The 24,919-nt window shown below is 58.9% G+C and carries 24 protein-coding genes; 10 read left to right on the forward strand and 14 right to left on the reverse strand.

Translation table 11 applies throughout. The features are described 5' to 3' along the window. Positions 1-21: 21 nt before the first annotated feature. The 14 genes from ACUTQW_RS23955 to hycA all read right to left on the reverse strand — a co-directional run bounded on the left by ACUTQW_RS23955 (position 22) and on the right by hycA (position 15,627). The gene (locus ACUTQW_RS23955; RefSeq protein WP_006328102.1) at positions 22-432 is read right to left on the reverse strand and encodes a GNAT family N-acetyltransferase; all 411 of its coding nucleotides are present in this window, start codon (positions 430-432) and stop codon (positions 22-24) included. Positions 433-1,246: 814 nt separating this feature from the next. After that, positions 1,247-2,269 (reverse strand): HoxN/HupN/NixA family nickel/cobalt transporter, encoded by a 1,023-nt coding sequence (locus tag ACUTQW_RS23960; RefSeq protein WP_006328091.1) that lies wholly within the window; start codon positions 2,267-2,269, stop codon positions 1,247-1,249. Beyond that, positions 2,256-4,574, reverse strand: a complete 2,319-nt coding sequence (gene hypF, locus ACUTQW_RS23965) for a carbamoyltransferase HypF (RefSeq protein ID WP_020439814.1) — start codon at positions 4,572-4,574, stop codon at positions 2,256-2,258. Before hypF ends, ACUTQW_RS23960 begins: the two co-directional genes overlap by 14 nt. 275 nt (positions 4,575-4,849) lie before the next feature. Continuing rightward, entirely contained in the window at positions 4,850-7,006 is a 2,157-nt protein-coding gene (gene fdhF / locus ACUTQW_RS23970) for a formate dehydrogenase subunit alpha (protein WP_020439813.1), read from the reverse strand. 11 nt (positions 7,007-7,017) lie between these two features. Then, complete coding sequence (gene hydN, locus ACUTQW_RS23975; RefSeq protein ID WP_020439812.1) at positions 7,018-7,560, reverse strand: electron transport protein HydN; 543 nt, start codon at positions 7,558-7,560, stop codon at positions 7,018-7,020. A gap of 140 nt (positions 7,561-7,700) precedes the next feature. Further along, positions 7,701-8,171: a hydrogenase maturation peptidase HycI gene (gene hycI / locus ACUTQW_RS23980; protein ID WP_004948151.1), complete on the reverse strand. Its 471-nt coding sequence runs from the start codon at positions 8,169-8,171 to the stop codon at positions 7,701-7,703. After that, entirely contained in the window at positions 8,164-8,577 is a 414-nt protein-coding gene (locus ACUTQW_RS23985) for a formate hydrogenlyase maturation HycH family protein (protein ID WP_004948148.1), read from the reverse strand. The genes hycI and ACUTQW_RS23985 overlap by 8 nt, the downstream gene beginning before the upstream one ends. Next, the gene (locus ACUTQW_RS23990) at positions 8,574-9,371 is read right to left on the reverse strand and encodes an NADH-quinone oxidoreductase subunit B family protein (protein WP_004948145.1); all 798 of its coding nucleotides are present in this window, start codon (positions 9,369-9,371) and stop codon (positions 8,574-8,576) included. The genes ACUTQW_RS23985 and ACUTQW_RS23990 overlap by 4 nt, the downstream gene beginning before the upstream one ends. Further along, positions 9,368-9,901, reverse strand: a complete 534-nt coding sequence (locus ACUTQW_RS23995) for a formate hydrogenlyase complex iron-sulfur subunit (RefSeq protein WP_006328068.1) — start codon at positions 9,899-9,901, stop codon at positions 9,368-9,370. The genes ACUTQW_RS23990 and ACUTQW_RS23995 overlap by 4 nt, the downstream gene beginning before the upstream one ends. 12 nt (positions 9,902-9,913) lie before the next feature. Then, positions 9,914-11,617 carry a hydrogenase large subunit gene (locus ACUTQW_RS24000; RefSeq protein WP_006328067.1) on the reverse strand — a complete coding sequence of 568 codons (1,704 nt, stop codon included), beginning with the start codon at positions 11,615-11,617 and terminating at the stop codon, positions 9,914-9,916. A gap of 18 nt (positions 11,618-11,635) precedes the next feature. Beyond that, positions 11,636-12,571, reverse strand: a complete 936-nt coding sequence (locus tag ACUTQW_RS24005) for a respiratory chain complex I subunit 1 family protein (RefSeq protein WP_006328066.1) — start codon at positions 12,569-12,571, stop codon at positions 11,636-11,638. A gap of 10 nt (positions 12,572-12,581) precedes the next feature. After that, on the reverse strand, positions 12,582-14,456 hold the full coding sequence (locus tag ACUTQW_RS24010; RefSeq protein WP_006328065.1) for a proton-conducting transporter transmembrane domain-containing protein: 1,875 nt from the start codon (positions 14,454-14,456) through the stop codon (positions 12,582-12,584). Further along, the gene (locus ACUTQW_RS24015; RefSeq protein WP_006328064.1) at positions 14,453-15,070 is read right to left on the reverse strand and encodes a 4Fe-4S dicluster domain-containing protein; all 618 of its coding nucleotides are present in this window, start codon (positions 15,068-15,070) and stop codon (positions 14,453-14,455) included. The genes ACUTQW_RS24010 and ACUTQW_RS24015 overlap by 4 nt, the downstream gene beginning before the upstream one ends. A gap of 89 nt (positions 15,071-15,159) precedes the next feature. Further along, the gene (gene hycA / locus ACUTQW_RS24020; RefSeq protein ID WP_006328063.1) at positions 15,160-15,627 is read right to left on the reverse strand and encodes a formate hydrogenlyase regulator HycA; all 468 of its coding nucleotides are present in this window, start codon (positions 15,625-15,627) and stop codon (positions 15,160-15,162) included. 252 nt (positions 15,628-15,879) lie between these two features. On the opposite strand from hycA, the gene hypA reads away from it, so the two are divergent. The 10 genes from hypA (at position 15,880) to ACUTQW_RS24070 (ending at position 24,868) form a co-directional block, all read left to right on the forward strand. Continuing rightward, positions 15,880-16,224 carry a hydrogenase maturation nickel metallochaperone HypA gene (gene hypA, locus ACUTQW_RS24025; RefSeq protein ID WP_004948123.1) on the forward strand — a complete coding sequence of 115 codons (345 nt, stop codon included), beginning with the start codon at positions 15,880-15,882 and terminating at the stop codon, positions 16,222-16,224. 18 nt (positions 16,225-16,242) lie between these two features. Continuing rightward, complete coding sequence (gene hypB, locus ACUTQW_RS24030; protein WP_006328061.1) at positions 16,243-17,046, forward strand: hydrogenase nickel incorporation protein HypB; 804 nt, start codon at positions 16,243-16,245, stop codon at positions 17,044-17,046. Further along, positions 17,037-17,333, forward strand: coding sequence for a HypC/HybG/HupF family hydrogenase formation chaperone (locus ACUTQW_RS24035; RefSeq protein ID WP_037431747.1), 297 nt, complete (start codon positions 17,037-17,039; stop codon positions 17,331-17,333). The genes hypB and ACUTQW_RS24035 overlap by 10 nt, the downstream gene beginning before the upstream one ends. Next, on the forward strand, positions 17,320-18,447 hold the full coding sequence (hypD, locus tag ACUTQW_RS24040) for a hydrogenase formation protein HypD (protein WP_006328059.1): 1,128 nt from the start codon (positions 17,320-17,322) through the stop codon (positions 18,445-18,447). Before ACUTQW_RS24035 ends, hypD begins: the two co-directional genes overlap by 14 nt. After that, on the forward strand, positions 18,444-19,460 hold the full coding sequence (gene hypE / locus ACUTQW_RS24045; protein WP_006328058.1) for a hydrogenase expression/formation protein HypE: 1,017 nt from the start codon (positions 18,444-18,446) through the stop codon (positions 19,458-19,460). The genes hypD and hypE overlap by 4 nt, the downstream gene beginning before the upstream one ends. A gap of 113 nt (positions 19,461-19,573) precedes the next feature. Then, positions 19,574-21,628: a formate hydrogenlyase transcriptional activator FlhA gene (gene flhA, locus ACUTQW_RS24050; RefSeq protein WP_020439805.1), complete on the forward strand. Its 2,055-nt coding sequence runs from the start codon at positions 19,574-19,576 to the stop codon at positions 21,626-21,628. 212 nt (positions 21,629-21,840) lie between these two features. Continuing rightward, positions 21,841-22,266: a hypothetical protein gene (locus tag ACUTQW_RS24055; RefSeq protein ID WP_041417649.1), complete on the forward strand. Its 426-nt coding sequence runs from the start codon at positions 21,841-21,843 to the stop codon at positions 22,264-22,266. Next, the gene (locus tag ACUTQW_RS24060) at positions 22,263-22,775 is read left to right on the forward strand and encodes a hypothetical protein (protein ID WP_020439803.1); all 513 of its coding nucleotides are present in this window, start codon (positions 22,263-22,265) and stop codon (positions 22,773-22,775) included. Before ACUTQW_RS24055 ends, ACUTQW_RS24060 begins: the two co-directional genes overlap by 4 nt. An 18-nt stretch (positions 22,776-22,793) precedes the next feature. Further along, complete coding sequence (locus ACUTQW_RS24065) at positions 22,794-24,167, forward strand: pyridoxal phosphate-dependent decarboxylase family protein (RefSeq protein ID WP_020439802.1); 1,374 nt, start codon at positions 22,794-22,796, stop codon at positions 24,165-24,167. A gap of 47 nt (positions 24,168-24,214) precedes the next feature. Continuing rightward, positions 24,215-24,868, forward strand: a complete 654-nt coding sequence (locus ACUTQW_RS24070; RefSeq protein WP_006328047.1) for a hypothetical protein — start codon at positions 24,215-24,217, stop codon at positions 24,866-24,868. Positions 24,869-24,919: the final 51 nt, after the last annotated feature.

The raw sequence follows: 24,919 nt of genomic DNA on the forward strand, positions 1-24,919 counted from the left end.
ACCTCACCGATTAGAATTGGGTTAAATTTCTTTCGCCAGGTAATGACGCGTATGCTTTTTGGCATAGCCGCCTAAATTGCCGTAGACCTGATAACCCAATTTTTCGTAAAAGCCCCTGGCCTGGAAGTCGAACGTATCGACATAAGCCATGTGGCACCCTCGTTTACGGGCTTCTTTTTCCGCTTTTTCCATCAATTGGCGGCCATAACCGCTTTTGCGATGAGCATCGCTGACCCAGAGATATTGCACTTCAAGGCCGCCCCACCAGGTTCTGGCCACCAATCCGGCGACGATTTTACCGGCGTCATCGGTAACGGTCAGAAACAGCGGGTGGATGTCTACGGGTTGATAATTTTCGTTGTGGGCCCAAAGGCTGTCGATAACGTACTCTTCGTCCTGTGGGTTTGGCTGGTCCGTCACATTGATATTCATGGCAGTAATATACTTTCCCTTAGTAATAATTTGCGTTGAAATTAAATGAAATCCGCCCAACTAGCTTAACTATCATTTTTCATAATGTATTACAAGGGTGCTTTTCACCCGTTCCCGTCAGGCATACCTGCGGTTATATTGAACGTGACGGGGCCAACAATAGCGTAATACACGCATAAATAGCGATAGGCCCTGCCTCAGTAACCTATTCCTATTGCGCCTCACCAGGGCCTCACCAGGAACGTCGATCTGCAGTTCAAGGCTCCACCGGTAGAGCAAGCCAACTTGCCAAAGGGGAGCCGCTATCTTCCGTTGTTTTACATTATCCCGCTCAACGTTAAATGTTCAGACGTTGCTGCCGTCAGTTGGCGTGCAACAGAATCACGCCTATGCTTACCGGCCTTATTATTTTCCATAAATATAAGATTTACGCATTCCTTACGCTTTCAATACGGTTTATGACTTTTATTATTTGCGTTTATATAAATACCCGGAAAATCATCTTTAAAAAATAATTTTATTCTTTAAAAGGTGAATTTCTGCATGATCGGAACGCAATATTGCATTTTTATTATATGGGGTTATTTATTAAGATGTGCACCGCTTGTCATCGCAAGCTTCGTGATATTGGTTCTGCTCTGGAACACCTCCTTTGACGTGATAAAAAGGAGGTTTTTTCGCTTTGCCGGCAAGTTTACAGGCGAAGACGAGCACCCCGGTGGCCGCAGCGGGTTTGCCACTGCGGCGGGAATAATTAATCGAGCCTCATTTCTTCGCAAAAATAGACGCCTGACAATCAAGATATAAACAATGATTAAACCGCCAGTGCGTCATAGTTTTTACGCCGGTAATTGACCGCCGACAGCACCCAGAACAAGACAAACAGTGCAATAGCGGCGTAGCCGACGCTGCCCATGTTGTCATTGAGCAGCGCGATGCCATCCCAAAGGGCGCCGTGCAGGTTCAATTTTTCGGCCAGCAGCCCCAATCCTTCCAGCCCGCCAATCAGCACCGCAATCGCCACGCTGGTGGCGGTGATGGTCATGTTGTAATACAGCTTGCGCACCGGTTGGTTGAACGCCCAGCCGTAAGCGCCAATCATGACGAAATTATCCAGCGAATCCACCAACGCCATACCGCTGGCGAACAGCAGCGGGAAGATCATGATCGACCAGACGGACATGCCTGAGCCGGCCCCTGCGGCGGAAATGCCCAGCAGGCCAACTTCGGTGGCGGTATCGAACCCCAGCCCAAACAAAAATCCCACCAGATACATATGCCAGCTTTTATTCACGGTATTGAAGGTCACGCGGAACAGCCGCGTCATCAGGCCACCGTGCTGGTGCGCCAGGGCACTCTCCGTCAGTTTTTCGCCCCTTTTCACCCGGCGGAAGGTGCGATAAACATCGCGCAGAATCAGCCCGTTGAGGACCGCCATCGCCAGCAGGAACAGCGAAGAAATCAGCGTGCCGAGGGTGGAGCCGTAATCATGCAGCCAGCCGATGCGGCTGCCGAACGCCAGCGAGGTGGCGGCGATGGCCGCGCAGGCCAGAATCACGATGCTCGAATGCCCGAGCGAGAAAAATGCGCCGACGGAAACCGGCCGTTGGCCCTGTTGCATCAATTTGCGCGTCACGTTATCGATAGCGGCGATGTGGTCGGCATCCACCGCGTGGCGCAAGCCGTAGCTGTAAGCCAGCAGCGCGGCGGCCATCAGCGCCGGGTGCTGATGAAATGCGGCAAAGGCCGCAGCCCAGGCCAGCAGGTTAACGGCGATCAACGCCAACAGCAGCCAGAAGGCGCGGGTATTTTTTTGGAAGAACTCAGGGTAATTCATGTTGCGTCCTGTCAGAAAGAGAAGAAGAAAGCGGGGATTGTTGCGCACAGGCGACCATCGCCTGGCCGAATGCCAGCCCGCCGTCGCCTGCGGGGAGGCGTTGTGGCAGCAGAACCTGCAGCGGTGCCAGATGATGCACCAACCGTTGGCGTAGCAGGCGGTTGTGCAGCACGCCGCCGCTCAGCGCCACCTGTTTGATGCCGTACTGCGCGGCGAAACGCTGGGCCAGGGCGGCGAACCCTTGCGCCAACGCGTCGTGAAATGCCCAGGCGCGCTCGGCCGGCGGTGTGCGCCAGCCAAGCCATTGCGGCCAGAAGGCGGCGAGATCGAGCAAATTGTCTTTGAGCGGCAGGTGCAGCGGGTGGCGGCAATGGGTTGCCTGATGCGCCAGCGCCTCCAGCCGGCAGGCCGCTTCGCCTTCCCAACTGAGTTGCAAGGGCGCGCAGCCTAGCGCGGCGGCGGCGGCGTCAAACAACCGACCGCACGACGATGCCGGCGGGGCGTTGATGCCGGCCTCGATCGCTTTCAGCAGCGGTTGCCACGGTTGTTGCAGCAAAAACTGCGTTTCCGGCAGCCGTTGCCAACCGTCGACAAAGCGCGCGCAGTGCGCCAGCAGGTTGCGCCACGGCTCTTGCGCGGCGCGATCGCCGCCCGGCAGCGCCACTGCCGGCAAACCGCCGAGCGAGCGGCAGTGGCGGTAGTCCACCCGCAAACATTCGCCGCCCCACAGCTGGCCGTTTTCGCCATATCCCAGGCCGTCCAGCGCCAACCCGATGACCGCGCCGCCGTCGAGCGGCCACTGGTGCTCCGCCAGGCAGGCCGCCAAATGCGCGTGATGATGCAGCACCTCGGTCAACGGCACGGATTGACATTGCGCCCAGCGGCGGCTGGCGTAACCCGGGTGCGCATCGGTGGCGATGCGCTGCGGCCGGCAGTGATACAGCGTCAGGAAATGGGCGATAGCGTGTTGCCACTGTTGTTGAACGTCTTCCTGCGCCAGATTGCCGACATGCTGGCTGAGGATCGCTTTGTCGCCGCGCACCAGGCAGAAGGTATTTTTATTGTCGCCACCGACCGCCAGCAGCGGCGGTTGAACCGGGAAACCGGGCGGCAGCGGCAGGGCATCCGGCGCGTAACCGCGAGAACGGCGTAGCATCTCGGTGCCCTGCGGTTGCTGTCGCAACAGCGAATCATCGGCGCGTTGCAGGATCTCGCGGTTATGCATCAGCCACAGATCGGCAATGCCGACCAGATCCTGCAGAGCCTGTTCGTTGGTTAACGCCGGTGCGCGCCCGGCGGCGTTGCCGGAGGTCATCACCAGCGGGCGTCGCACTGCTTGCATCAGGAGATGATGCAAGGGGTTGGACGGCAGCATTACGCCGACTTCGTCGAGATGCGGCGCAACGGCATCGCACAGCGCGGAGTGGGGCCGCTGCGGTACCAGGACGATCGGCGCCGCCGGGGAAAGCAGCGTTTCGCTCAGCTGCGCCAGCGAGTGGTTGCCGGTGCAGCGCGCCAGCCAACTGACATCCGGCAACATCACCGCCAGGGGTTTGCCCGGCCGCCGTTTACGGTTGCGCAGGCGCATCACCGCGTGCTGATCGGTGGCGTCACAGGCCAGATGGAAACCGCCAATGCCCTTGATGGCGACGATTTCGCCGGCGCATAACAGCGCCGCCGCCTGTTGCAGCGCCATATCCGCCAGGTTGATGGCTTTGCCGTCGGCGTGGCAGCTGAAAAGCTGCGGCCCGCATTGGCTGCAGGCCACCGGCTGGGCATGAAAGCGCCGGTCCTGTGGCGAGTGGTATTCCCAGGCGCAGTGTGGGCACAGTGCGAACGGCGCCATGCTGGTCGCCGGGCGGTCGTAAGGCATATAGCGAATCAGGGTGAAGCGCGGGCCGCAATGCGTGCAATTAATGAAGGGATAGCGGTAGCGGCGATCGTGCGGATCGTTCATTTCACGCAGGCAGTCGGGGCAGGTTGCGGCGTCGGGAATGACTTGCGTGTCCATTTGGCTTTGCCGGCTGCGGCGAATGGCAAAGTCCTGCGGCGGCTGCAACCAGGTGAAGGGGCGCAGGCCGATATTGTCAATCCTGGCCAACGCCGGCGCCTGGCGCTGCAGCATATGCAGGAATATATCGATATCCACCGGTTGTACCAGCCGGATTTCGACCCCGGCGCTGTCGTTCCAGACTTCGCCACGCAGGCCGAGGCGCTGCGCCAGTTGCCAGACAAAGGGGCGGAATCCCACCCCCTGCACCTTGCCGCTGATGCGAAGCAATAATCCTGACGGTGACTTGGACATCTTACCTACCCAATAAGTAGGGGACGAACAGGTTCGTCCGAGGTTAATAACAGAGTGGTCTTTGAGTCCGAGATACCCGGGCCTAGCGCACCGAGGGACCATTATGGGACACGTCCCTGTGTCCCACCCTACGGGCCGACTTGAAGTCGTTCCAATTTGCTCCCGGCAAATTGGTCGACGGCCAAGGCCGTTACGACCCCTTCGGCACGCTCTCCCTAATTCCGGGCTTGGTCAGCTATCTGGGACGAACAGGTTCGTCCCGGTTTGGCTAACGGTCACATCACGTCTTCCACCGCCCTGCGCAGGCGGGCTTTCATATCGCTGTAGCTTTGGCTGGCGTAGTTTTCCGCCCAGTTTTGATCGCCAATCGCTTCGAGCTTGACCGCGCAGTACTTGGTTTCCGGCGTTTTGGATATCGGATCGAGGTTTTCCTGCGTCAATTCATTGCAGGCGCCAATCCACCACTGATAGGTCATGTACACCGCGCCCAGGTTAATGCGTTCGTTGTAGTTGGCGCGGGAGATCACCTTGCCGCGCCGCGAGGCGACCCACACCAGCTGCTGATCGCCAATGCCCAGGGCGGCGGCGTCCTGCGGGTTGATTTGCACGAAGCCCGGTTCGTCCGCCAGGGTTTGCAAGGCGGCGCAGTTACCGGTCATCGAGCGGCAGGAGTAGTGGCCGACCTCACGCACCGTACACAGCACCAGCGGATAAGCGGCGTCCGGCACTTCGGCCGGGGCGCGCCAGGTGGTGGCAAACAACTGCCCCTTGCCGGACGGGGTGGTGAATTGATTGCCCTGATACAAATACGGCGTGCCTGGGCTGTCGAGCGTGGTGCAAGGCCATTGAATGTGGCCGAGTTCGCCCATTTTTTCGTAGGTCGCGCCGTAAAACAGCGGGCACAGCTCGCGCATTTCATCCCAGATTTGCTGGTTGTCTTCGTAATGCATCGGATAGCCCAGTTCGGTCGCCAGCAGGCTGATGATTTCCCAGTCGCGCTTGACGTTGTACTGCGGTTCGATGGCTTTTTCGAAACGCTGGAAACCGCGATCGGCGCACGAGAACACGCCGCCGTGCTCGCCCCAGGAGGTGGATGGCAGGATCACGTCCGCTTGTTCGGCGGTTTTGGTCATGAAGATGTCTTGCACCACGATAAACTCAAGCGCATCGAACGCGCTGCGCACCAGGCTGAGATCGGCTTCGGTCTGTAGCGGATCTTCCCCCATGATGTAATAGGCTTTCACTTTGCCTTCGTGCACCAGGTGCGGCACTTCGGTGATGCGATAACCGATATCCGGATCCATACCGGCGGCGTCAATGCCCCAGGCGGCGGCGAATTTGGCGCGGACGGCGGGGTCGGTAACGGATTGATAGCCGGGGAATTCGTTTGGCAGCACGCCCATGTCGCAGGCGCCCTGGACGTTGTTCTGGCCGCGCACCGGGCCCACGCCGACGTTGGCGCGCCCGAGGTTGCCGGTCAACAGCGCCAGGCTGGCCAGCCCTTTGACCACATCCACCGCCTGGCCGAACTGGGTGACGCCCATGCCCCACATGATGGTGGCGGAAGGGGCGCTGGCGTAGGTGCGCATCGCCTGACGGATTTGCTGGGCGCTGACGCCGGTCAGCTGTTCCACCGTTTCCGGCGCGTAATCGGCCACTTGCTGGCGATAGGCGTCGAAGCCTTCGGTGTATTTCGCCACATAATCGCGGTCATACAGGTTTTCTTCGATCAGCACGTGGCCGAAGGCGTTAACCAGCGCCATATTGCAGCCGTTGTTGATTTGCAGATGCTGATCGGCGATGCGCGCGGTTTCAATGCGGCGCGGATCGCAGACCACGATTTGCGCGCCTTTCTCTTTGGCTTTCAGGACCCGACGGGCGACGATCGGGTGCGAGTCGGCGCAGTTGTAGCCGATGATCAGTAAACATTTGGAGTTTTCGATATCGCCGATCGAGTTGCTCATCGCGCCGTTGCCCAGCGTGGCTTGCAAACCGGCGACCGACGGGCCGTGACAGACGCGGGCGCAGCAGTCGACGTTATTGTTGCCGATCACCGCGCGGGCGAACTTCTGCATCACATAGTTGGTTTCGTTGCCGGTACCGCGTGAGGAGCCGGTGTGCATAATGGCGCGTGCGCCGTGTTGCTGCTTGATGGCTTTCAGCCGCTGTGCGGTGTAGCGGATGGCTTCGTCCCAACTGACCGCTTCAAACTTGCCGCCTTTTTCACGGCGGATCAGCGGTTGCGTCAGGCGCGGCGTCAGCAGCTTGGTATCGTTGAGGAAGTCCCAGCCGTAGTAGCCTTTCAGGCACAGTTCGCCCTGATTGGTTGCGCCGTCGGCGGCTTCTGCGCGAAGGATTTTACCGTTATCCACCACCAGTTTCATTTTGCAGCCTGCGCCACAGTAAGGGCAGACGGTCGTGATTTTTTTCATTGGTTCAGCTCCTAAAACAGAGACGACAGGTTGTCGAGCGCGGCACGGCGGCGTTTCTCGGCGTTCATTTCCTGCAACAAATTGCGGTCAACGCAGTGCAGCGCTTTGGTGGGGCAGGTTTCCATACAGGCCGGGCCGGCGGCGCGACCGGTGCACAAATCGCATTTGTGGGCTTCGGCTTTGTCGCTGATGGCCGTCAGTTGCGCGCCGTTCTGGCGGATCACCGGGCGGGTGATCACCTCCATGGCGCCGTAGGGGCAGGCCACCACGCAGGTTTTGCAGCCGATGCAGCGTTCCTGCATCACCAGCACCATGCCGTTTTGGCGGCTGATGGCGCCGTTGGGGCAGACGTTGGCGCAGGGCGCGTCTTCACACTGGCGGCATAACACGGCGGTACTGACGTTAACGCCTTTAATCACGTGTAGCCGTGGGGCGAAGGTGGCGGCGGTCAACGCCGAAATGTCCTGGGTGGCGCTGTGCGCCATGACGCAGGCGATTTCGCAGGTACGGCAGCCGATGCATTTCTTCGGATCGGCGATGATGAACCGGTTCATCAGGAACTCCTGGTTTACGGGGTTGGCGGTGGCGGTATGACAAGGTCTATACATAAAGCGTGCCAATCCACTAATATCAATAAAAACAAAAAGTTATGTTTTTGGTGACGAGCGAGCCGACAAAAATGACGATGACGATGTCAGGCCGTCGTCACGGTTAATGTCGAATAGCCGCCGTGGGCCTGCCAGTGACCCAGGCGCTGATGCAGGGTTTTCACCGCCTGCTGCACCGCCGGGCCAATGGGGTAGTAAAACGCCACCACCTCCGGTTGAATGCCGATGAAGGTAATGTCCGGTATGTCGGCGCGCAGTTGGTCGATCAGAAAGCTGAGCGGCATGTTGTGGGTGGTCATGATGAACATGTCGGCGATATCCGCCGGATCTATCACCCGGGTTTCACCCGGTGCCAGCCCCATGTCGGTGGCGTCGACGATCACCAACCGCTGCGGCCGCAGTTGGCGAATGGCGTGAATGTCATTCTCCGGTGCCGCGCCGCCGTCGATCACCGTCCAGCCGGCGGGTGGGGCGGCCTGGCACAGTTCCGCCAGCAGCGGGCCGGCGCCGTCGTCGCCCATCAGGCAATTGCCGACGCATAACAAAACGCTATCCATGGTGCCTCCTGACCATCAGATAAATCGCCGGTTCGTTTTCGATGGACTGCAACAGGGCGATTAACCGTTGGCTCCAGTCTTGTTGCTGCGGCGTCATTTGCCCGGCGGCGCGGCTCAGCGCGCTGGCCAGCAAATGGGTGTGGCTGCTGTCGATGCAGATTTCGCCAAAGCGTTCGACGCCGGCCAGTTTGCGCCTGGCGGCACCCTCGGCCGGCAGGTGCGCAATCCAGTCGCGAAATGCCGCCAGCGGGCAATCGAGCCTGGCCTCCAGACAGTCGATCACCCCCAGGTGATGGCCGATCGCCAGGCTGTAATAGATCACTTCCTGCGCCTTGGGGGGCGCTTTCTTTTCCTGCACGAACTTGCGGCTGAGGGAATAAAACGTCACGTGGCAGACCGCGCTCATAGCCGTAACTCCCCGTGCTGTACGCGTTGATAAAGGGCCAACAGATGACCGACGATCTCCGTCAGGCGCGGGTCGTCTTGCCGTTGCAAATACGCCGCCACGCGCTGTTCCGCCGTTTGCGCGTCGGTGGCGGCCAGCAACTGCAGGAAGTGATCGGCGATTTGCCGGCCGTAGCGATACCCGGCCAGGCGCCGCGCTTCGCGATCCACCGCCACGCGCAGCGGCTGCGGCAGTTGCGGGTGCAGCAGCGCGGTGGCCTCGCCCTCGGTTTCATCGTGCTGTTGGCGGTGGATTTTCTGTTCGAGCAGGCCGAGCGCCATGGCGAAGCCGTAAATCGTGGCGGCGGGCGTCGGCGGGCAGCCGGGGATATACACGTCAACCGGTACTATGCGGTCGGTGCCGCCCCATACGCAGTACAAGTCGTGGAAAATGCCGCCGCTGTTGCCGCAGGCACCGTAGGAAATACAAATTTTCGGATCCGGTGAGGCCTGCCAGGCGCGGATCGCCGGGATGCGCATCGCACGGGTGACCGCGCCGGTGAACAGCAAAATGTCGGCATGGCGCGGCGAGGGCACCACTTTAATGCCGAAGCGTTCGGCGTCGAACAGCGGCGAAATAGCGGCGAAAATCTCGATCTCGCAGCCGTTGCAGCCGCCGCAGTCAACGCGATAGACATAGGCGGAGCGGCGGATATCTTTCAGCAAGGTGGTTTTTAGCTGGGCGATGCTGTCGTCGAGAGTTATCGGCACCGGCTGCCCGTTGGCGTCACGCGGGCCAATCAGCGTCTGGTTCATTGGGCGACCTCCCGGGTCAAATGGCGGCCGACGTCGATACGGTCGGCCTGGGTCAGGCTTTGTTGCTGCTTGCAGGCGGGGCAGGTTTCGAACTGTTCGCGGCGCTGCTCGCCGAGTTCGAGCAGCGCCAGGGCGTAATCGATTTCCTTCTGCGGGGCATAAGCCTTGCCGCATTGGCGGCAGTGGCAGAGGGCGAAATCGGCGCTTTCGAGCAGGTCTTCTTTGCGCCACACCGCCAGTTCGAACTGGTTCGACAGACGAAGGGCGGTCGTCGGGCAGACTTCTTCGCAGCGGGCGCAGAAAATGCAGCGGCCCAAAAAGAATTGCCAACGAATGACGCCGTTTTCGACATCGGTTTCCATGGTTAGCGCGTTGGACGGGCAGGCGTTGGCGCAGGCGCCGCAGGCGATGCATTGCTGCGGGGTATACTCCGGCTTGCCGCGAAAGTTGGCGTCCACCGCCAGCGGCTGCGCCGGGTAGGCCACCGTGGCGTTGCCGGTTTTCAGCACTTTTTTAATCAGTTTCAGCATGGTGTCGTCCCCTTAAAACGGTGCGTTTTTCCGCTCGATGCCGTAGCGCTCAATTTCCTTGTACGGCACCACGACAGACTTGCGTTTGCGGATATCGACGATGGTCATGCGGTCGGTGCAGGAATAGCAGGGATCGAGGCTGCCGATGATCAGCGGGGCGTCGGAAACGGTATTGCCGCGCAGCATAAAGCGCAGCGTCGGCCAGTTGGCGTAGGTGGCGGCGCGGCAGCGCCAGCGGAACAGTTTCTGATTGTCGCCGGTCATGCTCCAGTGAATGTCGTCGCCGCGCGGCGCTTCGGCAAAGCCCAGCGCGAACTTGTGCGGCATATAGGTAAAGCCCTCCACCGCCAGCGGCCCGGCGGGCAGGCATTGCAGGCCGAATTCGATGATGCCGAGCGAGTTGAACACTTCGTGAATGCGCACCTTCAGGCGCGAATACACGTCGCAGCCGGTTTCGACGCACAGTTCCACCGGCAGCTTGGCGTAACCGGCGAACGGATGATCGATACGGGTATCCCGGCGGTGGCCGCTGCCGCGCAGCATCGGCCCGACGTTGCTGTAATCGCGTGCGATCTGCGGATCAAGCCGGCCGACGCCGATGCTGCGCTGCTCGGTATTCGGCGTGCTGAGCAGAATATCCACCAGATCCTTGAGCTCGCTGCGCATCTCTGCCGCCAGCCGCAGAGTTTGCAACATGTCGTCTTTCAGGATGTCGCGCCGAATGCCGCCGATCAGATTCAGGCCGTAGGTTTTGCGCGCGCCGGTGAGAATTTCCGCCATCTTCATCGATTTCTCGCGCACGCGGAAAAACTGCATGAAGCCGCTGTCGAAACCGACGAAGTGGCAAGCCAGGCCGAGGTTGAGCAGGTGGCTGTGCAGCCGTTCCACCTCCAGCAGGATCGAGCGGATCATTTGCGCCCGTTCCGGCACCTGAATGCCCATGGCGTTCTCCACCGAGCTGGTGTACGCCACGCTGTGGGTAAAGCCGCAGATGCCGCAAACCCGGTCGGACAGGAAGGTCACTTCGTTATAACCCATACGCGTTTCCGCCAGCTTTTCCATGCCGCGATGGACGTAGAACAGGCGGTAATCGGCGTCGATAATGTCTTCACCGTCGACGAACAGGCGAAAATGGCCTGGTTCGTCCGAGGTGATGTGCAGCGGGCCAATCGGCACCACGTTGGCCTTGGCGCCGGCTTCGCTGACAAAGGGATAGGTTTCGACGTCGGTGGTCGGCGCCGGCCGCTGGCGGTAATCCATCGCGTCTTTACGCAGCGGGTAAAGGTCATCCGGCCAGTCGTCCGGCAGCACCAGACGCCGTTCATCCGGCAACCCCACCGGGCGCAAACCGTACATGTCCCGCACTTCGCGCTCGCCCCACACCGCCGCCGGCACCCGTGGCGTTACCGACGGGAACTCCAGCGTTTGGGCGTCGACTTCGGCGCGCACGGTGATCCAGCATTTGACCCCTTGCTCCATCGACAGCACGTAATACAGCGCATAGCTGCCGCACAGCGTGCGTTCGTCGTTGCCGAACAGCACCGAAAGCCAGCCGCCCTGCTGGTAATACAGCCATTCCACCACTTCCGGCAGCGCATTCAGCTTCACCGTTACCGTGAGCTGATCGGCGGTTTGCCATTCTGCCGCCAGCACGGCCGCCGGGAATTGTCGTTGCAGCGCCGTCAGATAATCTTGGCCCAGATGTTCAGTAATCATGATGTTCCTACTTGTGAATTAGCTGACGACCAGCCAGGAAACCAGCGCCAAAAATGCCAGGCCGAAGCCGGCCCAGGTGGTGCGAGCGGTTTTTAAAAAGCGCAGCCGTGCGACGCTGTTTTCCACGACGGCGACGGCCACCACCGCCAGCAGCAGCTTGCACAGCGATAACGCCAGCGCCGCCGCCAGCGCGGGCAGGGTCAACGCCGTGGCCTGGCCCCAGGGCACGAACACGCCGATAAACAGTTGCAGCACCACCAGTTGCTTCAGGTTGATGCCCCACTTGAGCATGCCGAGCGCTGCGCCCGCGTATTCGGTCAGCGGGCCTTCCTGCAATTCCTGTTCGGCTTCCGCCATGTCGAAAGGCAATTTGCCCATTTCGATAAAGGTGGCGAAACCGCAGGCCAGCAACGCCAACAGCAGCGGCGCGCTGGCGTACAGCGGCCAATCCGCGACGCACTGGCTGATGGCGCTGAGCTGGGTTGAACCGGCGACCAACGCCGCCACCCACAGGCCAAGCAGCAGAATCGGCTCCACCAGAATGCCCAGCACCGCTTCGCGGCTGGCGCCAATGGCGGTGAAGGGGCTGCCGGTATCCAGCCCGGCGATGGCAAACACGAAGCGCACCACGGCGAACAGATAAATCAGCGTGATGACATCGCCGATTGCCGGCAGCGCAGAGATCTGCAACAGCATCGGCAGCGCGCAGGCAATGGCCAGCAGGGTGCCGGTCAGCAGATAAGGCATGGCGCGGAAGGCGATTCCCGCAGCCGCAGGGGCGAGGGATTGGCGTTTGAGCAACTTGGCGATGTCGCGGTATTCCTGCAACACGCCCGGCCCGCGGCGGCTGTGGAGGCGGGCGCGCAACTGGCGGCTGACGCCGGCAAACAACGGCGCAATGGCCAGCAGCAGCAACGCCTGCACGACGCCAATCAGTAAAGTGGGATAAGTCATCAGGTTCTCCTTAGGCCAGCGCCACGACCAGCAGCACCGCCAGCTCGATGGCGGCGACGCCACGGCAAAACGCGTTGAGGGGCGCGCGATGCAGCCAGCGCTGTAATGCGGCCGGTTGCAAGGTTTGGCGCAGGGCGTACAGCGGCGCGAACATCACCCGCAGCGGCTGAGCGAAGCCGGTGGCGGTGATCACCATCGAGGCTTCGTGACCGTAGCCGCAGGCCCAGGCTTCACCGCCCGTGCGGCGCGCCTGGCGTTTCCCCCGATAAACCGCAGCGATCAGCAACGGCAGCAGCGGCATCGCCAACAGCAAAATGGCGATCAGCGGCGGGGAAACCAGCAGATGTGCGCCGAGCGGCGCTTGCGGAGTCAAGGTGGCGGCAAGCCGGGCAAACAGCGGGATCAGCCACGGCGCGCCAATGCCGCACAGCAGGCACAGCAAGGCCGGCAGCAGATGGCTGAGCATCATCGGCCACGTCGCCGGCCGGGCGTTGGCGGCGGCTTCACAGCGCGGCGCACCGAGGCACACCACGCCAAACACTTTGCTGACGCACATCACCGCCAACGCGCCGGTGATCGCCAACGCCACCGCCAGCAACGGGCCAAGCAGCCGGCCGACAAAGGCCGATGCGGCGCTGAACTGGAACAGGCCTTGATAAATCAACCACTCGCTGGCGAAACCGTTGAGCGGCGGCAGCGCCGCCATCGACACCAGCCCGATCAGCAATGCGATGCAGGTCCACGGCATCAGCCGCGCCAGTCCGCCCATTTTTTCCATGTCTTTCAGCCCGGTTTGCTGTTCGACAGCGCCGGAGGCAAGCAGCAATGCCGATTTAAACAGGCTGTGATTGCACAGATGAAACAGGCCGCCCATCAGCGCCAGCGCGGTCAGTTCAGGCAATTGCAGCGCCAGGCCGACCATTGCCCCGCCGATGCCGAGCAGGATGATGCCGATATTTTCCAGCGTGTGGTAAGCCAGCAGCCGACGCAGGTCATGCTCCATCAGCGCATACAGCCCGCCGAAAAAGGCGGTGCCTGCCGCCAGCAGCAACACCAGCAACCCCCACCACAGCGGCGGTGTGCCCAGCAGATCCATACCGATTTTGATCACGCCGAGCAGCCCGACTTTCATCAGCGCGCAAGAAAAGAGCGAGGCCGCCGGGGCGGGCGCGCTACCGTGCGCTTGCGGCACCCAGCCGTGCAGTGGCATCACGCCGGCGTAAATGCCGAACCCCGCCAGCGCCAGCAGAAATGCCCCGCTGCGCAGCGCCGAAGGCAAGGCTATCTCGCGCAGGGTGCTGAATTGCAGGCTGTGGGTCTGGCTGTAGATCAACGTAAAAGCGGCGACCAGCAGCAGCGTACCGAAGCGCATCAGCAGAAATTGGCTGTGGCCGGCCTGCTGGCTCTTGGCGTCTTGCCGCCGAACAATCAGGAAGTAACCGCACAGCGCCGCCAACTCCAGCAGCAGCACCAGCGCCAGCGCATTGTCCGCCATCACGGCCGCGCTCAGCGCCGCGGGCATCAACAGCATCAGGCTGCCCTGCCGGGTGCGGTTATGATCGTTGAGCGTCGTCAGCCAATGGCAAAGGTACAGCCCCACGAACAGGTTGCTCAGCGCGATCACCAGCAGCAACAGCGCATTCAGGCCGCTGATTTCCACCGCATAGTGCAGCCACGGCAGGCGGGCAGGATGAGGCGTGGTGAACAGCCAGGGCAGGGCTGCCGCCGTGGCGGCCAGCGACACCAGCAGCGTGCCGATGCCGCAAACGCCGGCGCAAAAACGCGGCCATATCGCCAGCAGCCAGCACAGTGCGGCCAACAGCAGAGAACCGCTCAGTGACAGCGTCAGCAACAGCAGCGGGTCGGGCAGAAAATCGGTGATCATCGGTTCGGCTCCTTGCGGGCGACGGGAGGGCTGACAAACGGCAACTCGGCGGCTAACGCCTGCATCGCATTGCGGCGTTTTCGTTCGCTGGCCTGTCGCACGTCGTGGTCGGCAACCAGCCGGATGGCGTTGGTCGGGCAGGTGCGAATGCACGCCGGGCCGTCAGGGCTGAAGGCGCACAAATCGCATTTCACCGCCACCGCACGGACCCCCGGTTGGCAATCGAGAAACGCGCTGACCGGGCGGGCGGAGGCGGGGGGCGGCGGTGCCAGCGCGGTCTGGCAATCGCCGGGAATGGCCAGCGGCACGCTGCCGCCAAAACCAATGGCGCCAAAGGGGCAGGCGATGCCGCACAGTTTGCAACTGACGCACAGGCTTTCGTTCAGCACGATGGCGTTATCCTGATGCGTTATCGCGTTCACCGGGCAAACCTGCGCGCAGGGCGCGTCTTCGCACTGGCGGCACATCACCGGCGCGGAATCGCGCGCATTGCGCATCACCCGTAAACGCGGCAAGGCTTGCAACCCGGCCAGGCGGTGTTCGGTCGCGCAACTGGCCATGCAGGTATTGCAACCCATGCATAATTTGGCATCCGCAATAAGAAAGCGGTTCATGCACACTCCTTGCGGTTTCGTCACTTTTGACGAAATCGACAGTAAAAATGACGTTTCGACAGTCGCTGTCAGTAATAAAACGGCGTTATTCAGGCCGGCAGAATAATTTTTTTCAATTCTTCATGAATGGCGCAGTCGCCATGCAACGAATCAAATAAGCATTGGTAAATAACGGCGATTTTATTCAGGTAATGCTCCAGCACCGCGGGCTTATCACGGTTATTGATTTGGCCGTCAATCAGGCCGCTTTCATCCAGCGTGGCGTGAGCGAAAGGGGCGAAATTCTCCTCTTCGTTTGGCGCGGCCAAATTAATGCTGTAGCAGATATCGCGGCTGTAAAAACCGTCGCTCAATTGAATGCGCAAGGTGAAGTGATTGAACAGCGTGAAGCGGATGTCCTGACCCTGTCCGCAGATAAATTCATGATTAATACTCTGTTTTGTGGTGGTTACCGCTTTGACCAGCGTGTTGTGGTAATGCTGCCATTGCGTCATCAACCGGTTGTTTTTGCCGGAGATATAATCGGCCTGGCTGGTCAGTTCATTTATTGTGCTCATCTGTGTCACCCGCTGTGTCGACATTTCCTGTGGTAACGCTAATAGGGCATAAATCGTGCCAGCTTGGTTTTGTTTTAATTAATGACTTTAAATTCAATGGCGCGGTGAATTATTTGACGCGTGAGTTAACGCTGCATGACGGCTTTTGCTGTCGATGACATCGACACTCGACAAATGTGTCGGCGCCTGACTGGCACCGTATTTGCACAGGTATTTTCAGTTGGACGTTTTATTGCCGTTACCGGAGGCAGCATGCACGAAATAACGCTTTGCCATTACGCGCTGGAGATTATGCAGCAGCATGCGCAGCAACAGCAGGCGCGGCGAATTACCGCCGTGTGGCTCGAGGTGGGCGCGTATTCCTGCGTCGAGGCGCAGGCGCTGCATTTCTGTTTCGACATGGTGTGCCGCGGCACGCTGGCCGAAGGCTGCACGCTGCATTTACAGCAACAGCAGGCGCTGAGCTGGTGCCATGACTGCCAATGTGAAGTGGCCTTGCCGTTGCCGCAGGTGCGCATCTGCCCGCACTGCGAAGGCCACAACCTGCGGGTGCAGGCCGACGACGGCATACAAATAAAACGCCTGGAAATTGAATAACCATAAAGGGGAAAGCTTATGTGTAGCACTTGCGGTTGCGCCGAGGGCGAAGTGGCCATTGAAGGTGACGTTCAGCCCACCAGGGTGCCGTTCCGCCCGCGCCAGAACCCGAAAGGCGATCTGCATTATGGCTTTGGCGCGGCCGGCACCCACGCGCCGGGCATCAGCCAGCGGCGCATGCTGGAAATCGAAACCAACGTGTTGGCGAAGAATGACCGCCTGGCGGCGCACAATCGCGAACATTTCGCCGCGCAACAGATCCTGGCGCTGAATCTGGTGTCCAGCCCCGGCTCAGGCAAAACCACCTTGCTGACGCAAACCCTGCTGCGACTGCGCGATAGCGTGCCGTGCGCGGTGATAGAAGGCGATCAGCAAACCACCAACGACGCCGAACGCATTCGCGCCACCGGTGTGGCGGCGATCCAGGTCAATACCGGCAAAGGGTGCCATCTGGACGCGCAGATGGTGCATGACGCAGCCCACCGCCTGGCGCTGCAACCCCACAGCCTGCTGTTTATCGAAAACGTCGGCAACCTGGTGTGCCCGGCCGGGTTTGATCTCGGCGAACGGCACAAGGTGGCGGTGTTGTCGGTGACCGAAGGCGAGGACAAGCCGCTGAAATATCCGCATATGTTCGCGGCGGCGCGGCTGATGCTGCTGAACAAGATCGATTTGCTGCCGTACCTGGATTTTGATCTCGACGCCTGCATCGCCAATGCCCGGCGGGTCAACCCGCAGATTGAAATCATCACGCTGTCCGCCACCCGCGGCGACGGCATGGACCAGTGGGTGAACTGGCTGGCGGTGCAACGATGTGCATAGGCATTCCGGGGCGAGTTGTAGCGCTGGACCCCCTGCACTCGCAGCATGCGTGGGCGGAGGTGTGCGGCGCCCGGCGTGAAATCAACATTGCGTTGGTGTGCAAGGCCGGCCAGCCGCGTGAGGCGTTGCTGGGCTCTTGGGTGCTGATCCACGTCGGTTTTGCCCTGAGTCGGCTGGACGAACGGGAAGCCGCTGAGATGCTGGCGGCGTTACAGGCGATGGGCGAAGTGGAAAACGACGTGGCGCTGTTTATGGCGGGGGAAGGCAATGATGATGAAATACGTTGATGAATTCCGCGATCCGCAGTTGGTGAAATCCCTGCTGCAGCGCATTACGCAGCGGGCGGCAACGCTGCCGTTCAGCGCCGAACGTCCATTGCAACTGATGGAAGTGTGCGGCGGCCATACGCACGCCATTTTCCGTTTTGGCCTGGATAAGCTGCTGCCGCCGCAGGTGGAGTTTATTCATGGGCCAGGTTGCCCGGTGTGCGTATTGCCGATGGGGCGTATCGACGCCTGCCATGAAATCGCCGCCAACCCCTCGGTGATTTTTTGCACCTTTGGCGACGCGCTGCGGGTGCCGGGCAAGCAGGGATCATTGATGCAGGCGCGGGAACGCGGTGCCGATGTGCGGGTGGTGTATTCGCCTCTGGACGCACTGCAACTGGCGCGCGCCAATCCGCAGCGGCAGGTGGTGTTCTTCGCGCTCGGTTTTGAAACCACCATGCCGGTGACTGCGGTGACGCTGCAACAGGCGCGTTTGGAGGGCATTCAGAATTTCAGCGTCTTCTGCCAGCACATCAGCCTGATCCCGACCTTGCGCAGCCTGCTGCAACAGCCGGAGGTGCGCATTGACGGTTTCCTGGCGCCGGGCCATGTCAGCATGATCATCGGCACCGAACCCTACCGCTTTATCAGCGGCGAACACCATAAACCCCTGGTGGTGACCGGCTTTGAACCGCTGGATATTCTGCAAGGCGTAATGATGCTGATTGACCAGTTCTGCGAGGGGCGCAGCCGCACCGAAAACCAATACCGCCGGGTGGTGCCGCAAAGCGGCAACCTGCTGGCGCAGCAGGCGATGGCGGAGGTGTTTGCGATCGGCGGCAGCAGCGAATGGCGCGGATTGGGCACCATTGCCGATTCCGGCATCGGCCTGAGCGCCGCTTATGCCGATTTTGACGCCGAACGCCGCTTTCAGCCCCAGCCTCAGCAGGCGGCAGATGACCCGCGTGCCTGCTGCGGCGCAGTGCTGACCGGCCGCTGCAAACCGCGCGATTGCCCGCTGTTCGGCGGTGTTTGCACGCCGCAAAACGCCTTTGGCGCGCTGATGGTGTCTTCCGAGGGCGCTTGCGCCGCCTGGTATCAATATCGTCGAGAAACAGAGGAAAATGCGGCATGAATCCGGTTATTACCCTGGCACACGGCAGCGGCGGCAAAGCTATGCAGCAACTGCTGGAATCGCTTTTCCTGCCTGCCTTCGCCAACCCGCAGTTGGAACAGCGTGAAGATCAGGCGCGCATCGCGTTGGCGTCGTTAATGCGGCAGGGCGATCGGTTGGCGTTTACCACTGACAGCTACGTCATCGATCCGCTGTTTTTCCCCGGCGGCGATATCGGCAAGCTGGCGGTATGCGGCACCGCCAACGATCTGGCGGTCAGCGGGGCGACGCCGCGCTACCTGTCCTGCGGCTTTATTCTGGAGGAAGGGCTGCCGCTGGCGGAATTGACGCGGGTGGTGGAGTCGATGGCGGCAACCGCCCGCGAAGCCGGCATTCAGATCGTGACCGGCGATACCAAAGTGGTGCAGCGCGGCGCGGCGGACAAGTTGTTTATCAACACCGCCGGCATTGGCGTGATCCCGCAGAACATCGAGTGGTCGGCGCAGCGCATTCAAGCCGATGACGCGATCATCGTCAGCGGCACCCTGGGCGACCACGGCGCCACCATTCTCAATCTGCGCGAACAGCTTGGTATGGCGATGGACATCACCAGCGATTGTGCGGTGCTAACGCCGTTGATTGCGCCATTGCGGGCGATTGACGGTGTACACGCATTGCGCGACGCCACCCGCGGCGGCGTGAACGCCATACTGCACGAATACGCCGCTGCCTGCGGTTTCGGTATCGACATCGATGAGCAGCGTCTGCCGGTGAAACCGGCGGTGCGTGGCGTTTGCGAACTCCTGGGGCTGGACGCGATTAACTTCGCCAATGAAGGCAAGCTGGTGCTGGTGGTGGCGCAGGCGGCGGTTCCTGCAGTATTGGCTGCGTTGCAGGGGCACCCGTTGGGCGCGGATGCGGCGGTGATCGGCCGGGTGACCGACGGTGCCACGCAGGTGCGGCTGCGCGGAGCTTACGGCATCAACCGGTTGCTCGATTTGCCGCACGCCGAGCCTTTACCTCGCATTTGTTGATCCGATCGGGGGAAGCGGCCGCCGGTCGGCAGTAAACTTTGTGCCGTAGCTCACATAAAAATAAAAAAATTCAATTACCGCAACCGGATGCCTAACCGGCAGAGTGATGGTCAATGTCGAATGCAAGCATAGAAAAACAGGAACTGTTGGAAATTGCCCGCTTGTTGTTCAGCCAGCGCGGCTATGGCGATTTGCTGACCCAACTGCAACAGATCGTTCGGCGCCGGCGGCTGGCGGACGATGTGACGTTGCTGTTGCCGCACCCGAACAGCGCGCGAGTCGGCTTCCACGGCCACGATGGCCACGGACAGCCGCTGAACTATCAGGATGAAACGCTGCTGGCCAATGGGCCGATCGCGCTATTACGCGAGAATGCGCAACCGTTGCGCCTGTGCGGAGCCGATCTGCACCAGCGTTACCCGCAGTTGGCGATGTTGGCGCTGTATCCGCCGCTCAGCCATTATTGCCTGATGCCGCTGCGCACCGGCGGGCAGCTGCTTGGCGGTTGCGAACTGTTGCGTAACGACGGCAACGCGTTCGAGGATGCGGCGCTTGACGCATTGATCCCCTTGATGGAGCTGACGGCGCTGGCGGTAGAGCAGGTACAACTGCGCGAAACCGCCGAGCGCCAGCAGAGCCGGTTACGCCATGAGCGCGATGATTTCCGCGTGCTGGTGGATGTCACCAATGCGGTGCTGTCCAAGCTGGATCTGGACGATCTGATTGGCGAGATCTCCAGCGAGATCCACCGCTTCTTCAAAACCGATGCCATCAGCATTGTGCTGCCGGGCGATCGCGACGATCGCGTGACGATCTACGCCACCCATTATCTGAAAGATAACGTGGCTAAACGTCAGCAATACAGCGTACCCCTGGCCGGCACGCTGTCGGAAAAGGTGATGCAGAGCGGCGAAATGCTGCTGCTGAATCTGAAACACTCGGATCCGCTGGCCGAGTATGAACGGCAGCTGTTTGATCTGTGGCATGAGCAAATTCAGACGCTGTGCGTGCTGCCGCTGATTTTCGGCCAGAAAACCCTCGGCGTGCTGAAGCTGGCGCAATGCCAGCCGGATAACTTCAATGCCGCCAACTTGCGGGTGTTGCAGCAGATCGCCGAGCGTATCGCCATTGCGGTCGATAACGCGTTGGCCTATCAGGAAATCAGCCGCTTGAAAGAGAGTTTGGTGCATGAAAATCTGTATCTCACCGAACAGATTAATGACAACAACCCGGATTTTAGTGAGATCGTGGGCCGCAGCACGGTGATGTCCAGGGTGCTGCAACAGGTGGAAATGGTAGCGAAAAGCGACTGTTCGGTATTGATCCTCGGCGAAACCGGCACCGGAAAAGAGTTGATTGCCCGCGCCATTCACAATTTGAGCGAGCGCCGCGATCAGCGGATGGTGAAGATGAACTGCGCGGTGATGCCGGCCGGGCTGTTGGAAAGCGATCTGTTCGGCCATGAAAAGGGCGCGTTTACCGGCGCCAGCACCCAGCGTATGGGGCGTTTCGAGCTGGCGGACAAAGGCACGCTATTTTTGGACGAGGTGGGGGAAATCCCTGTCGAGTCGCAGCCTAAATTGCTGCGCGTGCTTCAGGAGCGCGAGTTTGAGCGGGTTGGCGGCAACAAGCTGCTTTCCGTCGACGTGCGTTTGATCGCCGCCACCAACCGCGATCTGCAGCAAATGGTCGCCGACCGCGAGTTCCGCAGCGACCTCTATTACCGGCTCAATGTCTTCCCGATACTCATTCCGCCGCTGCGCGAGCGACCTGAGGACATTCCGCAACTGGTGAAATTTCTTACCTACAAGATTGCACGGCGCATGAAACGCACCATCGACAGCATTCCGGCCGAAACGCTGCGCATGCTGAGCCAAATGCCGTGGCCGGGCAACGTGCGCGAACTGGAAAACGTCATTGAACGGGCAATATTGCTGACGCGGGGCACGGTGCTTAATCTGCAACTGCCGGAGCTGCAATATGCGCAGCCTTCCATCGCGCCAATCGCAGTGCCGCCGCCGGCAATAGCGGGTGAAGATGAATATCAAAGGATTGTGCGGGTGTTGAAAGAAACCAACGGCGTGGTCGGTGGGCCGCGTGGCGCTGCGCAACGGCTGGGGCTGAAACGTACCACTTTGCTTTCACGGATGAAGAAAATGGGTATTTGAATCGGTAAAGGTCTCTGGGGGTAGTGGCACGTTATTATAAAAAGGGCGGCATTTAATTAGACGCTTATAATTAACGCTGAAATTATCCCTGGGTATTTTTATCATTAACGTTGCTGACAACTCCGGCTTGATGTTTTTTTAATGGCGCTCTGGCGAGTTTATAATACGTCACCTATAACTAACCGAGTGTTTTTATTGGCGGGGCGCTAAGTATGCTATCAATTCCAAGTGTATTAATATCCAACAGGCACAGTATTTTATTAAAGGATGATGTCAGGTTGTTGCTCACGGCGCTTGAGGGAGTTGAGGGCGACTTTCTGGTAAATATGGAGCCTGCGTGCCGACAGATACTGACCTGTTTAAATCACGAGATGGCGAGGGCGGAAAGGGTCAGTAATGAGGTATTCAGTATTTTTGATGATTACTTCGGTATAACACGAACCTCGGATCGACCCTTGGACGTTTATATTTCATCAGGCATTCATTGTGCATTGCTTTTTAGTGAAGAAATAAAGGTGTCTGAAACGGCAATGCGGATTGATGAACAAGAAAGATTATTGCAAGGAATACATGAAGCGTTGTTAATTGGCGTTGATTACCTCAGTACTTCAGAACGGCATGGCAGGGAGCGGATATGACGAGTCCAGAGTTGACCCGTTGGAAGGTCGGGCATAAGATTTTTACCCTTTTTATTCAGGCTGCATTGTTGGCATTGCATAATGTTGAAGCGTATTTTCTGCAGGGTAACAGGCATGAGGGTATTCTCTCATTGAGACATGCGGCCAATATGATGAGAATGTCTGCTCTGGCAATGAAATACAGCGCTGACTTTCAGAAAGGAAAGTATGAAAGCATTATCCGGCCCTCTATGCCTGAGAGATTCAGCGGGTTGGGGAGTATGGATCACGCCTATTTAATTAAAGTCATGGCGCGCATAAAAAAGAATAAAGAACGGATGCAGGCATTTTTTGGTGAGGAATACGATGATTTTGTTGCCTCGGTACAGCAAGCCTACGATGCCCACATTTTTGTCTGCGAGCGCTTTGTGGAAAACCAAAATAGCCTGAGAAGCGCAAATTTACACCCTGCGGCTGAAGTGCTCACTGAGTTTAAAATTAAACGTTTGTCTTTTATTCAACCTAAATGATCGGGGGGTAAGGAAACCATGTTTAATCAAGAGGAATTGGCCCTATTGGCCAGACAGCTCTCCGCCCTGGAGGCGAGTTTCTCCCTGTTGCCTGACTATGAGGAAAATGAAGCCTTGGCGCCGATGGAGGCGGTATTGAGTGAGCTATCTTCAAGGATGGCCGATAATTATCCCTATTTTCACCCCTTTTATTTGGGGCAAATGCTGAAACCCCCTCATCCCATTGCGCGTCTCGCCTATTCCTTATGCCTGTATATCAACCCTAATAATCATGCACTTGATGGTGGAAGAGCCACCTCGGCGATGGAAAAGGAAGCGGTTGCCGAAATAGCCCACATGTTTGGCTGGTCCGAGCATCTTGGCCATCTGACCAGTGGCGGGACCTTTGCCAATCTGGAAGCGCTCTGGATTGCCAAAATGCTGCGCCCAAGGACGACGGTGGCCGCTTCAGAACTGGCGCATTACACCCATGAGCGTATTAGCCAGGTGCTGGACATGAGGTTTGAAAAGATCCCTTGCGATGCCGCCGGGCGGATGGATCTCGTCGAGCTGGAAACGAGGCTGCAACAAGGCAATATAGGTACCCTGGTCGTGACATTAGGCACTACCGCCGCAGGAACGCTTGATCCCCTGGATGCCATTCTCGCGTTAAAAAGAAAGTATCACTTTAGAGTTCACGTCGATGCCGCCTATGGAGGCTATTTTTCTCTGTGCGAGGGGCTGTCTGTGGCGAGTCGGAGTGCGTTTGAGGCCATGGCGCAAGCGGATTCTATCGTTGTCGATCCGCATAAACATGGCATGCAGCCCTATGGATGCGGCTGTGTCTTGTTTAAGGATCCTGGGGTAGGAATACATTACAAGCACGATTCGCCGTACACCTATTTCAGTTCGGATGAATTGCATTTAGGGGAGATCAGTTTGGAATGCTCACGGGCAGGCGCATCGGCCGGCGCGCTTTGGGCCACCCAAAAACTGCTGCCTTTGGTGGCGGGCGGCACGTTTGCTGCTGCGCTTCAAAGTTCCAGGGATGCCGCCATGTCACTGTTCCAGTGGTTGGAGGAAGAAGCGGACTGCGTGACGGTTTTGGAGCCCGCTCTGGATATTGTGCTGTGGTTTGTGGCTGGCGCCAGTGCCCAGGCCAGTTCAGCGCTGTCGCAAAGGGTGTTTGAAAAGGCCGCTGAAATGAATCTCCATCTGGCATTGGCACACGTCCCTAAAAAATTGCTGCGGGATAAAATCGCGCCGGACAGCGCATTTTGGGATGCGGAGTCGGTGTTGTGTTTACGGGTATGTTTGATGAAGCCGGCGCATATTGCCTGGTTGCCGCAGATTAAAACGCATCTGCGGGTTGCGATGAATGAGGTTGTCAGGATACCGGCGGAAAAAGCATAAATCATCAGTTGGGAAACCGTATTAAAAACCTTACGGGAGTTTAATGTATGACAGCAGATCTTCAGGAGCGTTTTGCTTATAGCGTGTTGGATGAGACTCACGCCGAACGGACTATTGCATGTCTGTGTACGGTATTTAGCGCTCAGGAACCGCTGGGGAAGGCGATAGGCATATCCTCAGACGAGTTAACGCCTTTCGTAACGGATTTGGTTCATCACGCGATAAAAACCCAGCTGTCTTGGGTGGCAATAGAAAAAACCTCATCCCGGTTGGTGGGGGTAAGGATATTGACGGATTTTCATAATGACTTTATCCCCGGCGATTATGAAAGCCAAAAGTTGAATACCATCTTCGCTTTTCTTGATTCGCTTTATGAGTTTCAACACTCTGACGAGGAAAACGAAAGTAAACCGCTGCTGCATTGCTGGATGACCGCAGTGTTGCCGGCATTTCAGCGGCAAGGGATTTTGCGAAGCCTTTATCGGGCGGCGAGTTTGTCAGCCATTGAAAAGGGATTTAGATTTGGTATTTCGGAGGTGACCAGCCCGTATAACCTCGCTTTTCTGGAAAGCGACGTGACTGTGAAGAAATTGAATACCCTTCATTATACGAAATATCAAAAAGACGGCGTTTTTCCTTTTTCATTGGCTGAAGACAGCGAGCTGTGCGTGTTATGCCGATATCCCCTGGTAGTACGATAGCCCTTTTCCTGGGTTGTGGATGATTGTCGGGCCGATGGCGGAAACGGTGCG

Source organism: Serratia sp. TSA_7 (genome assembly GCF_052692135.1).